The 11,931-nt window shown below is 60.4% G+C and carries 14 protein-coding genes; 1 reads left to right on the top strand and 13 read right to left on the bottom strand.

The window, feature by feature from the left end; all coding sequences use genetic code 11:
• Window positions 1-23: 23 nt before the first annotated feature.
• From ACP15P_RS02700 to ACP15P_RS02665, 8 genes are all read right to left on the bottom strand, one after another.
• Window positions 24-770: an ATP-binding cassette domain-containing protein gene (locus tag ACP15P_RS02700; RefSeq protein WP_424926950.1), complete on the bottom strand. Its 747-nt coding sequence runs from the start codon at window positions 768-770 to the stop codon at window positions 24-26.
• Window positions 767-1,789, bottom strand: coding sequence for an ABC transporter permease (locus ACP15P_RS02695; RefSeq protein WP_424926949.1), 1,023 nt, complete (start codon window positions 1,787-1,789; stop codon window positions 767-769). Before ACP15P_RS02695 ends, ACP15P_RS02700 begins: the two co-directional genes overlap by 4 nt.
• Before the next feature lie 67 nt (window positions 1,790-1,856).
• Complete coding sequence (locus tag ACP15P_RS02690; protein WP_424926948.1) at window positions 1,857-2,798, bottom strand: substrate-binding domain-containing protein; 942 nt, start codon at window positions 2,796-2,798, stop codon at window positions 1,857-1,859.
• 162 nt (window positions 2,799-2,960) lie between these two features.
• Window positions 2,961-3,782, bottom strand: a complete 822-nt coding sequence (locus ACP15P_RS02685; RefSeq protein ID WP_424926947.1) for a sulfite exporter TauE/SafE family protein — start codon at window positions 3,780-3,782, stop codon at window positions 2,961-2,963.
• 25 nt (window positions 3,783-3,807) lie between these two features.
• A complete protein-coding gene (locus ACP15P_RS02680; RefSeq protein WP_424926946.1) occupies window positions 3,808-4,518 on the bottom strand; it encodes a GntR family transcriptional regulator in 711 nt (236 codons plus the stop codon).
• A 33-nt stretch (window positions 4,519-4,551) separates the two neighbouring features.
• Window positions 4,552-5,445 (bottom strand): ABC transporter permease, encoded by an 894-nt coding sequence (locus ACP15P_RS02675; RefSeq protein WP_424926945.1) that lies wholly within the window; start codon window positions 5,443-5,445, stop codon window positions 4,552-4,554.
• Window positions 5,442-6,257 carry an ABC transporter ATP-binding protein gene (locus ACP15P_RS02670; RefSeq protein WP_424926944.1) on the bottom strand — a complete coding sequence of 272 codons (816 nt, stop codon included), beginning with the start codon at window positions 6,255-6,257 and terminating at the stop codon, window positions 5,442-5,444. The genes ACP15P_RS02675 and ACP15P_RS02670 overlap by 4 nt, the downstream gene beginning before the upstream one ends.
• Window positions 6,258-7,271 (bottom strand): ABC transporter substrate-binding protein, encoded by a 1,014-nt coding sequence (locus ACP15P_RS02665; protein WP_424926943.1) that lies wholly within the window; start codon window positions 7,269-7,271, stop codon window positions 6,258-6,260.
• Window positions 7,272-7,478: 207 nt separating this feature from the next.
• On the opposite strand from ACP15P_RS02665, the gene ACP15P_RS02660 reads away from it, so the two are divergent.
• Window positions 7,479-8,156: a fumarylacetoacetate hydrolase family protein gene (locus tag ACP15P_RS02660; protein ID WP_424926942.1), complete on the top strand. Its 678-nt coding sequence runs from the start codon at window positions 7,479-7,481 to the stop codon at window positions 8,154-8,156.
• Window positions 8,157-8,198: 42 nt separating this feature from the next.
• Here ACP15P_RS02660 and ACP15P_RS02655 read toward each other — a convergent pair whose 3' ends face one another.
• The 5 genes from ACP15P_RS02655 to ACP15P_RS02635 are packed head-to-tail and all read right to left on the bottom strand — an operon-like array spanning window position 8,199 to window position 11,892.
• A complete protein-coding gene (locus ACP15P_RS02655; protein WP_424926941.1) occupies window positions 8,199-8,948 on the bottom strand; it encodes an ABC transporter permease in 750 nt (249 codons plus the stop codon).
• On the bottom strand, window positions 8,945-9,670 hold the full coding sequence (locus ACP15P_RS02650) for an ABC transporter ATP-binding protein (RefSeq protein WP_424926940.1): 726 nt from the start codon (window positions 9,668-9,670) through the stop codon (window positions 8,945-8,947). The genes ACP15P_RS02655 and ACP15P_RS02650 overlap by 4 nt, the downstream gene beginning before the upstream one ends.
• Complete coding sequence (gene tenA, locus ACP15P_RS02645) at window positions 9,667-10,347, bottom strand: thiaminase II (RefSeq protein ID WP_424926939.1); 681 nt, start codon at window positions 10,345-10,347, stop codon at window positions 9,667-9,669. Before tenA ends, ACP15P_RS02650 begins: the two co-directional genes overlap by 4 nt.
• Complete coding sequence (locus tag ACP15P_RS02640; RefSeq protein ID WP_424926938.1) at window positions 10,344-11,282, bottom strand: ABC transporter substrate-binding protein; 939 nt, start codon at window positions 11,280-11,282, stop codon at window positions 10,344-10,346. The genes tenA and ACP15P_RS02640 overlap by 4 nt, the downstream gene beginning before the upstream one ends.
• Window positions 11,283-11,325: 43 nt before the next feature.
• Window positions 11,326-11,892, bottom strand: a complete 567-nt coding sequence (locus tag ACP15P_RS02635; RefSeq protein WP_424927293.1) for a thiamine phosphate synthase — start codon at window positions 11,890-11,892, stop codon at window positions 11,326-11,328.
• Window positions 11,893-11,931 lie beyond the last annotated feature (39 nt).

Here is an 11,931-nt window from a genome sequence, read left to right as displayed (position 1 = left end):
GGTGACGCCGGGCAAGGGCCTTTTTATGCGGTTTCGATGGCTCCCGTAATCAGGCCGGTGGCTTCTTCGGGGGACGAATCCACGATCTTCTTGTCCGCGACCTTGGTCCCGCGCCGCAGGACGACGAGACGGTCCGCGACGGTGAAGACGTCCGGCATGCGGTGGCTGATGAGGACGACGGTGATCCCCTGGTCCTTCAGTCGGCGGATGAGTTCGAGGACCTCCGCCACCTGGCGCACGGAAATGGCGGCGGTGGGCTCGTCCATCAGGACAATGCGCGACTCTGAAAGCCTTGTGCGGGCAATGGCGACAGCCTGGCGCTGACCGCCGGACATTTGCCGCACCTCGTCACGGGGGCGGGTCTCGGATTTCAGTTCTGCAAACAACTCGCCGGCGCGTTTGGCCATGGTGCCGTAGTCGAGCCACTGAAACGGCCAGATACCGCGTTTGATCTCGCGTCCGAGAAACACGTTGTCGGCAGCGGTCAGGTTGTCGCAAAGCGCGAGGTCCTGGTAGACAACTTCGATGCCCTGGTCACGGGCGTCGGTGCTGTGCGTGAAACTGACGTCCTTGCCATCGATCAACAACTGGCCGGTGGAGGGCTGAAAGTTGCCGGCGATAATGCGGACCATGGTGGACTTGCCCGCACCGTTGTCACCCATCAGGCCGATGGTTTCACCGGCATAAAGCGACAGGTCGATATGTTCCAGGGCGTGGATGCCGCCGAAGCGTTTGGACACGCCGCGCAGTTCGAGAAGTGGCGTGGTCATGAGGCGTTCCTCCGCCCGAGCGCGAACTGGTCGAGCGCGACGGCCGCCACCAGAATCAGGCCAATCAGGATCTGCTGAATGAAGGAGGAAACGTTCAGGAGGACCAGACCGTTGGTCAGCACGCCGATCAGGAGCGCGCCGATGACAGTGCCAAAGATCGAGCCTATACCGCCGAAGAGGGATGTGCCACCGATGACAACTGAGGCAATGACGGTGAGTTCAAGCCCCGATCCCGCCACGGCTTCCGCGGAGTTGAGGCGGGCGGAAAGCAGGAACGCGGCGAGACCGCAGAAAAATCCGCTGATCATGTAGACACTGACCATGATCCAGCCGGTGTTCACCCCGTTGAGCTGCGCAGCGCGGGCGTTGCCGCCGGTGGCGTAGACGTGTTTTCCGTAAGGTGTGTAGCGCAGGACCAGATGTGCGGCGATGGCCGCGATAAAGAAGATGATGACCGGTACGGGAACGGAACCGATGCGGCCCTGGCCCCACCATGTGAAATCGGGTTCAAACCCGGAGATCGGTCCGCCGCCGGAAAACAGCAAAGCGGCACCCCGAAATGCGGTCAGTCCGCCCAGTGTTACCACGAAGGGCGGCACCCTGAGCCTTGTAATGGCGAGGCCCTGAAGGGCGCCGCCGACGAGACCCACGGCAATGGCGGCAAGGGCCGCGACAAACACGGGCGAGCCCACGGTTTCGGCCGCCCCGAGCGCGAAGCGGTCGCCGGTTCCGCCCTTGGAGACATAGGCGCAGACAAGACCCGCAAGTGCCAGCAGGGATCCCACGGAGAGGTCAATACCCGCGGTCAGGATCACAAAGGTCATGCCGATGGCGATAAGGCCGGATATCGAGACTTGGCGCAGCACGTTGAGCACGTTAAGCGGATGAAGGAAGCGCGGCTCAAGCAGGGCAAAAACGAGAATAAGGAGCAGCAGAAACAGCGGTGCCGCGTATTTCGCGACGAACTGAAACATGTCGAACCGTGTGGCCGGATCGGGCGGACGGAGTGATGATGTCATGGGTTCTGGAATCCGGGTTCGGACGTTTCCGGGCCACGCGCATGGCGGCCCGGAAACCGGGGAATGATTACTGTACCTCGCCGATACGCTCGGACTGGTCGAGGTTCTCGGATGTAATCATGATCGGATTGAGCAGAATGAGTGGCTCAACGCTTTCGCCCTGCAGGTGGGCGAGCAGAACCTCAAGGGCCTTTTCGGTCTGGCCACCGGGGAACTGTTCGGTGGTCGCGGTCAGGCCGCCGTCGCGCACGGAGCCAAGCGCCTCGGGCAGGGCGTCAAAGCCGAGAATGGCGATGTCGAGACCCTGTTCCTGGACCACCTGAAGCGCACCAAGCGCCATGTCGTCATTGGCGGCAACAATCACGTCCGGGGGTGAGTCGAGACCGGCAAGAATGGCCTCGGTCACCGATGCGCCCTGTTCGCGCGCGAAGTTGGCGGTCTGTTCGGCCACGAACTCGTATTTGTCGGACATGCTGTCGAGGATGTTGTGAACCCCCTGGTTGCGGTCAATGGCCGGGCTGGCGCCGGGCTGTCCCTGCAGGTTCACAATGCGCGCGCCATCGGGGAACATGTCTATAATCAGGTTTGCCTGGGCCTCGCCGCCCTTGACGTTATCGGCGCCCACATGGCTGATGATGCCGTCCACGCCTTCCACGCGACGGTCGATGGTCACGACAGGAATGCCGGCTTCAACCGCCTGTTGCAGAGCCGGGGCCATTGCGACCGCGTCAATCGGGCTGATGATGATGCCGTCGACGCCCTGGATGATAGCGGCCTCCACGTCACCGGTCTGTTTGGTTGAGGAGTTCTGGCCGTCCGTTTCAATGAGGGCAATGCCGCCGGTCGCCTCGGCTGCAGCCGCGAGGGATTTTTGCATATGGACGAAGAACGGGAACTCGAGTGCGGGCATGGATGACGCGATGGTCAGGTCCTGTGCCTTGGCCACGCCGGTCAGCATGGATGCGGCCAGAATGCCGGACACGAGTGTTCGTTTTGTGAAGTGCTTCATTATTTCCTCCCTGGAAATCCTATGTACCGGTTCATTGGCCGGCGGATCGTCGCGTTAATTGCGACCTCAACAGATTACACGCATCAGTACGGGTTTTGGCAATGCTTTATTTTAGTTGGATGGCGTACCTCCGAAATTGCGGGCGCTGAGGTATGGACACGGTCAGAATCCAGCCAGTTCGAATGCAAAACGCAGGGACACGAGCAGGAGAAATCCGCCAAACAGCATTTCGAGCCTTCGTTTTGACAGGCTGTGGGCAAAGCGTACGCCGATGCGGGCGGTGAGCAGGGATGTTGGTACCAGAAAGATGAAACCGAGCAGTGATATGAACCCGAGTGCGTCGGGCGGAAGGCCAGGCTTGCCCCATCCGGCGATCATATAGCCGATGGTCCCGGGTATCGAAATCAGGACGCCGACGCCCGCGGAGGTGGCGATGGCGCGGTGAATGGGATAGCCGTGCAGGCTCAGGATAAGATTGGACAGGGCACCGCCCCCGATGCCCATGAGGGACGACAAAAAACCGACAATTGCGCCGTAGACGCTCAAAACCGATCTGGCGGGCAGGCTTTCCGCGACCCTCCAGTTTTTGCCGCCGAGAAGAAGTCTGGTCGCGGTGGTGGTGGCCACGAGCACGAAGGCCAGCTGGAACACCCAGGGGTTGGCGAATTTGGCAATGACCGCACCGATGAGTACACCGGCGAGAACGGGGAACGCCCAGGTGCGCAGGAGGTTCATGTCGACCGCACCGTGCAAAAAATGGCCGCGGGCGGATTGGATCGAGGTCGGAATGATGATGCAAAGCGACGTGCCCACCGCCATGGGCATGGCGATGTCCTCGGATACACCCATGATGCCAAATGTCTCGTAGAGGACGGGAACTGAAATTGCTCCGCCGCCAACACCAAAAAGCCCCGCAAGCACGCCAACAACGGCGCCGGCGGCGAGAAGGACAGCCGCAAGCGCAAGGATGACCTGTATTTCCAAGTTGAGATGCTCCTGAAATCGACCGTCAGTCGGTCTCGTCGATGGCCGTGACCTTCTCGAAAATTGCGAGGGTCAGTTTGTACTGATCGGTGAGACGTTTGACTGCGAGGTCAATGTCGCCGTCAAGTGTGGCGTCCACAATGCCCTGGTGTTCGTTTCCGCTTTGACGGCGGGGATAGCTGTTCGACATGGAAATAAAACGGTAGCGTTCGATCTGTGTCATCAGTTCATCGCAGAACCGAAGAAGCGAAGCTGATCCGCAGTTCGAAATCAGCGTGACGTGAAAGGCACGGTGCAGGTCTTCCCACTCACTGTTGTCCGGTGGATTGCTGCCCTCCGGCAGATCGTCAGCAAACACGAGACTGGTCCGTTTCAGACGGTGGTTGGCGAGGATTACGTTTTCCTCCCACTCGACGGTCCTGTTACGAATGGATTCTTCCAGCGCCTTTCCTTCCAGCCAGCAGCGGGTTTTCACCAGTTCGCGGAAATGCTCGCGCGAAATGGGAGGCACGAAAAAACCACGCAGATCCTCGCGGTCGACCATGCGTTCGGAGGAGAGCCGGTTCAGCGCCTCGCGCACCGGGTTGGTGCCCACCTGGTACCGTGCCGCGATCTGGTCGATCCTCAGCTTGTGCCCCGGCGAGAGCGTGCCACGGATGATGTCCGTCTTGATGGCATGATAGACGGAAGTGGCCGCAGTCAGTTTCTCGTCGCGCGTTTTAGCCGGGTTTTGCATTTATATGGTTCGCTGTCCTGTTATGGCAGTGGCCTAGCGGTCACCAATACCCGTGACGCTCGACTGGTGCCAGAAGACGAGGCGTCTTTCGACCCACACGACAGTCCAAAACAGGGCAAAACCGAGCAGACTTAGGTAAATTATGAGCGAAAAAACGCGCGGGGTCTGCAACTGTGAGGCCGCCACGCGGATAAGTTCGCCAAATCCCTTGCCACCGCCCAGAAACTCCGCCGTAATCGCACCGGCCATGACACCTACCGCACCAATTTTCAGACCGGTGAAGATGTGGGGCAAGCCGGCGGGGATCTTCATGCGAAAGAGCGTCTGCCAGCGACTGGCGCCGAGGGACCGGAACAGCATGCGCGCATTTTCATCCGCCGCGTAGAGACCGGCGGCAGTGCCGACCACAATCGGGAAGGTGGCGATGAAAGCGGCGAGAGCAACTTTTGAGGCGATGCCAAAACCGAGCCATGCAAGGAACAGCGGTGCGAAGGCTACCTTGGGCATCGTGTCGATGGCCACCAGATAGGGCAGGACAGCCCGTTCCCCGAAGGTGGTTTCCCCCACCAGGACGCCGAGGGAAAAACCAATGGCGATGGCGAAGAAAAAGCCGATCAGGACTTCTTTGGTAGTGATCCAAAAGGCATCCAGCATGTAACCGCCGCTCATAAGGTTCTTGCCAACCTTGACTATGTCAGCGCCCACTTCGTCGGGTGAGGGCAGGATGATGGGGGACACAATCGCGAACGCGTGGACCATCTGCCAGATGAAGAGAAAGATCGCGAAGAGCCCGATCATGGCAATGGATCGCGGGATGCGGTCGATGAATGTGACCTCCTCCGTCCAGACCGTTTCGTCAAAAGTCTCATCGGTAATCTCGACAGGTTGGCCGAGGCGTTGCGGTATTGATGAGGTGGCGTCGGTCATACCTGGGCTCCTTCGTCCAGTTTCGAACGGATGTAACGGACGTAGAGGGCGAATTCCGGCGAGGTCATCATGTCGAGGTTGCGTGGTCTCGGAAGGTCGATCCGAATTTCCTCGGTCAGCCGACCGGGACGGGGAGACATGATGTAGACCGTGTCGGACAGGAACACCGCTTCGGGGATGGAGTGGGTGATAAGCATCGCCGTGGCGTTGCGGGCGGTGCAGATACGCTGGAGCTCCATGTTCATAAAATCGCGCACGAGTTCATCAAGTGCGCTAAAAGGCTCATCGAGCAGCAATACCTCCGGCCGGGTGATCAGCATGCGACAGATCGCTGCGCGCTGGGCCATTCCGCCGGAAAGCTGCCGGGGGTAGACGTTCTCGAAGCCGCTCAGTCCCACAAGGTCCAGAAGTTCGCGCGCGTCGTCCTGTTGAGATTTTGCCGCGTGTTTTCCGTCCCGGATTGTGATGGGCAGCATGACGTTTTCAAGCGCCGTCAGCCACGGGAACAGGGTAGCCTGCTGAAACATCATGCCAATCTCGCGGCGTGGTCCCATGACCGGGTCGCCCTCGAGCACGACGCTGCCTGAAGTGGGAGGCGTGAGCCCGGCCATCACCTTCAGCAGGGTGGATTTTCCGCAGCCGGAAGGCCCGATTACGGATGAAAAGCTGCCTTCGCGAAGATCGACGCTAACCGGGTCAAGCGCCTTGATCTTGCCGAGGCCGTAGGATTTTGTGACGTTACGAAGCTGGTAGACAGGCCGCCCGCGTTGGGCGACCTGTTGACGTATTTCGGTTGCGGCGGTTCCGGTCAATTATTCAACCGCGTTCCAGGTGTCGACGAACTCGTTAGTGTAGGCGCTTTCGAGATCATCCATGGGGGCCTCAAGCTCTCCGCTTGAAACCAGCACGTCATGCCAGTCTTCCCACGCCTGTGGCGGTTGATAGCCATATGGATCGTCGAGGTCCACGGGAATCACCCGGCTCTGGATTGCGGCGAACAGGGCTTTGGCAAATTCCTGATCCTCGCCTTCCTGTGGGTTGGCCGTGGTTGTGTGGGCGAGCGTGGCTTCAAGGTTATCCGGGTTTAGACCGAAGATCGTGCCCTTGACCATTGCACGTCCAAAGCCCTCGATGGCTTCGCGGTTATTTTCGAGAAATTCGCGGGTCACGGCCCAGCCATTCCCAAAATAACCAAGATACTCCTCCGGGGTGATTTCGCGCAGTGGCACTCCACGTGAGGAGATGATCGCGGCATCCGACACTGCGGCTGAGTAGGCCTCCACCTCTTTATTGAGAAATGCGGCTACGGCGGTGCCGCCGTCGCCAATGGCGAGGAATTCGTAATCGTCGCCCTCTTTAAGACCCGCGTCGCCAAGGATGCCCCTTGCAAAGCCGACTTCGGCTCCGTCGGCGGTCCCCACACCTACGACGGTTCCGGCCAGATCGGCGGGAGCCTGGGCCTCCGACTCTTCGGGTACAACAAGGCCAAAGATCGAACGGGAGAAGTGGTTGTAAATGAATACCACATCCTCACCCCGCGCACGTGCGCCGAGTAGAGGTGCGGGCCCGGGCTGGCCGATGTCGGCCTGACCGGAGGCCATAAGTTGCAGCACTGAGGCCGAGCCGTTTACCGCCTCGACGTTGACGGAAAGACCTTCTTCGGCCAGGTAGCCCTCACCCTCCGCAACGTGTAGTGGAAAATTGTTGATCGCTGACGGATTTGGCAAAACGATCGTCAACTCTGTCGTCTGTGCCGAGGCTGCGCCGGTCCATGTGGCCGAAGCCATCAGCGCCGCCATCAGCGTAAATTTGGTTTTCCCTTTCATAGGTTCCCTCCCTTTTTGAGACGCTGTGCGCCCGATTTTTGGCCCGTGCCGTCGCGGGTGAACGACGCGGATGGGGGTACCCTTGTGTATGCACGATGGTTAGTCAAATACAAAATAATATATTATCTGTATTGAGGGAGCTATAATCTGTGATAAGGCTGTGCTCGCCCGCTTCAGGGCCAAATCATTCCAACAGGAGGATCGCCCGTGAGCGAGTATGTCATAAGTCCCCAAAAACAGGCGGAAATTCCGGTCAAAGGCTCGGACAAGGCATTTCCGGTCCGCAGGGTTTACTGCATCGGACGCAACTATGTGGCTCACGTGGAGGAAATGGGTGGGAGCGCGGACCGCGATCCGCCGTTGTTCTTCCAGAAGCCGGCGGATGCGGTGGTTTCGTCCGGTTCGATCATTCCCTATCCGGGAAAAACGAAGGATTTTCATTACGAGGTTGAACTGGTGATGGCGCTGGGCAGTGGCGGCAGCAATATTCCCGAATCTGAGGCTTTGGATCACGTTTGGGGATATGCCGTTGGTCTCGACATGACCCGTCGCGACATTCAGGGCGGGGGCTTCCCTTGGGAGATTGCCAAAGCGTTTGACCGCTCATTCCCGGTGGGGCCGATTACGCCGGTGTCCGAGACCGGTAAAATCGAGAAAGGCAAGATCAAGCTGAAGGTCAATGGTGAAACGCAGCAGGATTCGGATGTGTCCCTGCTGATATGGCGGATGCCGGAGATCATTTCGCGCCTGTCCGAGTATTTTGAGCTTTGCCCAGGCGATGTGATCCTGACCGGCACGCCGTCCGGCGTTGGACCTGTGGTACCCGGCGACAAGCTGGTCGCAACTTTTGAGGGTCTTGAGCCGCTGGAAGTTTCCATCAACTGAGGAATGCCAAACGGCGTGGGGTTTTTTGGTCCGCGCCGTTTTTTAATTTTGATCCGGGGCGTAGTGTCGGGTCAGGCGTTCGGCCATGCGGTCGACGGTCCAGTGCAGCAGGACCGTGAATCCCGCCAGCACGATCAGGGCCGCGAACATCACGTCCGTTTGGGCGCGGCCGTTTGACAGGAGCATCAGGTAGCCGAGACCTTTTGAGGCACCGACCCATTCGCCGATGACGGCGCCGATGGGCGCGTAGACGGCTGCGAGGCGGAGGCCGGATGCCAGCGACGGGAGCGCGTTTGGTATGCGGATGCGCAGCATGACCTGGGTCGGGGTGACCCGCATGACCTGGGCGAGGTCGAGGAACCCCTGGGGTGTACGGGTCAGACCGTCATAGAACGCGGATGTCACCGGGAAGAAAATGATAATGAGCGTCATCACCAGTTTCGACAGAATACCGTAACCGAGCCAGAGCGTCAGAATCGGTGCGAGCGCGAAGACGGGGACGGCCTGGAAAAACACGAGGATCGGGCGAACAAGGGTGCGGGCGAGTGGAAATGTCGCCAGCATGATGGCTGTCAGCGCGCCGAGCACCGCCCCGAGGACGAGACCGATCAGAACCTCTGCAATTGTGACGACCGCGTTTTCGGCGATTGTCACGCGGGAGGTCCAGAGAGCGGTGGCCACCCGCTCCGGTGATGGCAGAATGAATGGTGGCAGGCCGGTCAGGGCCACCAGCAGCCACCAGAGGAATATGGCCAGTGCGGTGGAAATGAGGCCGTTGCGCAGTGTGGTCATGGCCGGGCCATCAGAAGTTCATGGAGTTCAGATTGAAGCGACAGGGTCTCCGCACCGGTAATTGCACGGACGGGGTCGCTTTTGGGTCCAGAAGTCGATTGCAGGCCCGTTTCGTTCATCACGACTATTTTGTGGCCCAGACGTGCTGCCTCGCCCGGTTCGTGAGTAACGAGCAGAACGGTGCGACCGGCGAGAAGCCTAGCGGCAAGATCCTGCATTTCGGCGCGGGTACGCGCGTCCAGTGCCGAGAAAGGCTCGTCCAGCAGGGCGATGGGCCGGTCTTCTATCAGGGTGCGGGCAAGTGCCACGCGCTGTTTTTGACCGCCGGACAGCTGGGCGGGGCGTTTTGACGCGTGGTCGGACAGGCCCACCCGCTCAAGCATGTTCATCGCGCGGGCCGGATCCGGCGTCTCGCGGCGCAGTCGGGCGCCAAGCTGGGTATTTTCGAGGACCGTCAGCCAGGGGAAGAGCAGATCATCCTGGGCCATGTAGGAAATTCGGCCCTCAAGCGGTTCACCGTCATTGGCCGCGAGGGTGCCGACGAAATCAATTCCCGAGCCCAGGCCCGCAACGAGGCGGAGCAGGCTTGATTTGCCCACTCCGGAGGGGCCGAGCAGACAGGTCCACGATCCGGCGGCCATCTCAAGGCGCAGGGGGCCGAACAGAGGCTGCCCGGATATCCGCGCCGAACCTTCGACCGTGACTGCGGGTGCTTCCGTCACGGGGCGCGCAGGCCCATGTCCCAGAAACCCACCTCCAACCGGGTTGCACTGGCGAACGTGTCGGCAAGTGCGCTGGCGCAGGGAAGGCTGGGCCAGTCGGGTCCGAGGCGGTTGGCCAAAGCCGTGTCGATCAGCTGACCCGCCTCAACACAGACCGCCTGGTAGTCGTCTCCGGCATAGGTGTCGATCCATTCCGCATAGCGGTCGGAGGTCCTCGTGGATTTCAGGTGCAGGCCGATATCTCCGTATCCGTGAACACAGGGCGCAAGCGCGGCAAGCAGGTTGAGAAAATCACCCGAAAAACCGGCTTCCAGAACGAACCTCGTGTAGGCCATGTTCTCCGGAGCCTCGGTCGTCGCTTCCAGGTCGGCCTGCGATATGCCGGCGGCGGCGCAGATTTCCACGTGCAGGCGCATTTCCTCGTTGATTAGGGCATTGAGCGTCGCGGTGGCCGCGCGGATTTCCGCGATGGTGTCGGCCTTGACGGCTGCGAGCGCCCAGGCCCGGGAGAAATGTTTCAGGAATATCCAGTCCTGGCGCAGGTAATGCAAAAAGCACGTCTCCGGCATGGTGCCGTCGCCCAGTCCTGCCACAAAGGCGTGGCGGGTATAGTCGGTCCAGGCCTGCCCGGCGGCGTCGCGCCACCGGGAGACCGCAACGCCGTAATCGGGCGTCATTGTGCGGTGATGTCGACGCTGATGGCGTCTACCGGGTTGATGCCGGGGATGAGTTCGTATTCGTGCAGGAACGCCTCAAACGCCTCATACCGGCCTGCATCCATTGCAGCGGGTCGTGTGGCAAACCGGGGATAGGTGTCGACCCAGGCCTTTTCGTTCAGTTCGTTCTGAAGTTCGGCCGATGTGGCGGCGAAGGTCTCCCAGGAGTCTTTCGGGTGGTTCAGAATGTACTGTGTGGCACGTTCCGTGGCGGCGAGGAAACGGCCGATCATGTCGGCATCCATCGTGTCGGGATTAGCCACGTAGATCAGTTCCTCATAGGTCGGCAGACCCTCCTCCTCAACGAAGTGGCAGGTGCCGGGAACGCCTTCGATTTCCATCTGGTTCAGCTCGAAATTCCGGAAGGCGCCGATGACCGCATCGACCTGTCCGGACATGAGCGCAGGCGAAAGGGACCAGTTGACGTTGATCAGTTCAACATCATCCAGCGTCAGGCCATTATTGGCGAGCATGGCGCCCAGAAGAGCCTCCTCAACACCGGCGACGGAATAGCCGACCTTCCGGCCCTTGAGGTCCGCGAGGGTTTCGATCGGGCCGTCCTCCAGGGTCAGCAGGCAGTTCAGTGGCGTGCTGATCAGGGTGCCCACGCGTTTCAGGGGCAGGCCCTCGTGGATCTGCATGTGGAGCTGCGGCTGATAGGACACGGCCAGTTCGGCCTGGTTGGCGGCCGCCATTTTCGGCGGGTCGGCGGGGTCGGCCGGGGCGATTACCTCGACTTCAAGGCCGGCTTCCTCGAAATAGCCGTTCTCCTCCGCAATGATGATCGGCCCGTGATCGGGATTTACAAACCAGTCGAGGATGACGGTCATTTTGTCCTGGGCGGCGGCGGGCGTCGCAAGGCCAAGGGCCAGCAGTGTCACGAGGGTTTTGTTCATGTCTTAATCCTGGGATGTGAGGTGGGCCGCCGGGAGGACCCGGTTATTCGGTTTTTTCGAGCCATTCCTGGACCCGCAGTTCGGGGTCGTCATGGCCGGTGATGTCCGTTGTGACCGCGACCATGTCCGCACCCGCGTCGAACACGGCGGCGGCGCGTTTGAGGGTGATGCCGCCCACGGCGCAAAGAGGTACGTGGCCGATCAGTTCCTTCCACTCGGCAATCGGCTCGAGCCCAAGCGGGTAGCCGTGCCGGGTTTTGGACTGATGGATCGGTCCGAGCGTAATGTAGTCGGGTTCCAGCATCAGGGCCCGGTCGAGATCGAGATGGTCGCGGGTGCTGATCCCGAGGCGGATGCCGGCGGAGCGGATCGCGTGGATGTCGGCGTCGTCGAGATCCTCCTGTCCGAGATGCACGAAGGGGGCCTCCTCCTCAATGGCAAGCTCCCAGTGGTCATTGACGACGAGGGTGGCGTTGTAGCTGTCGCAGAGGTCTACGCTGCGACGGATTTCCTCGCGCATGTCCTCCTCGGGCATGTCCCTCAGACGCAGTTGCACCATTTTGATGCCCACGGGCAAAAGGTATTCCAGCCACTCGGAGGCGGGGAAGATGGGGTAGAAGCGCGCGGGAAAACCGCTTTCGCCGTCGTT

The sequence above is a fragment of the Amaricoccus tamworthensis genome, from assembly GCF_049800875.1.
Lineage (GTDB): Bacteria > Pseudomonadota > Alphaproteobacteria > Rhodobacterales > Rhodobacteraceae > Amaricoccus > Amaricoccus tamworthensis.
The sequence above is the reverse complement of the archived record's forward strand: the minus strand, read 5'-3'. Positions and strand labels throughout refer to the sequence as shown.

Coding starts and splice junctions, on each gene's coding strand:
- ACP15P_RS02695 (WP_424926949.1), bottom strand. CDS start 1,789: ATGACATCATCACTCCGTCCGCCCGATCCGGCCACACGGTTCGACATG.
- ACP15P_RS02640 (WP_424926938.1), bottom strand. CDS start 11,282: ATGAACAAAACCCTCGTGACACTGCTGGCCCTTGGCCTTGCGACGCCC.
- tenA (WP_424926939.1), bottom strand. CDS start 10,347: ATGACGCCCGATTACGGCGTTGCGGTCTCCCGGTGGCGCGACGCCGCC.
- ACP15P_RS02665 (WP_424926943.1), bottom strand. CDS start 7,271: ATGAAAGGGAAAACCAAATTTACGCTGATGGCGGCGCTGATGGCTTCG.
- ACP15P_RS02690 (WP_424926948.1), bottom strand. CDS start 2,798: ATGAAGCACTTCACAAAACGAACACTCGTGTCCGGCATTCTGGCCGCA.
- ACP15P_RS02680 (WP_424926946.1), bottom strand. CDS start 4,518: ATGCAAAACCCGGCTAAAACGCGCGACGAGAAACTGACTGCGGCCACT.
- ACP15P_RS02675 (WP_424926945.1), bottom strand. CDS start 5,445: ATGACCGACGCCACCTCATCAATACCGCAACGCCTCGGCCAACCTGTC.
- ACP15P_RS02700 (WP_424926950.1), bottom strand. CDS start 770: ATGACCACGCCACTTCTCGAACTGCGCGGCGTGTCCAAACGCTTCGGC.
- ACP15P_RS02655 (WP_424926941.1), bottom strand. CDS start 8,948: ATGACCACACTGCGCAACGGCCTCATTTCCACCGCACTGGCCATATTC.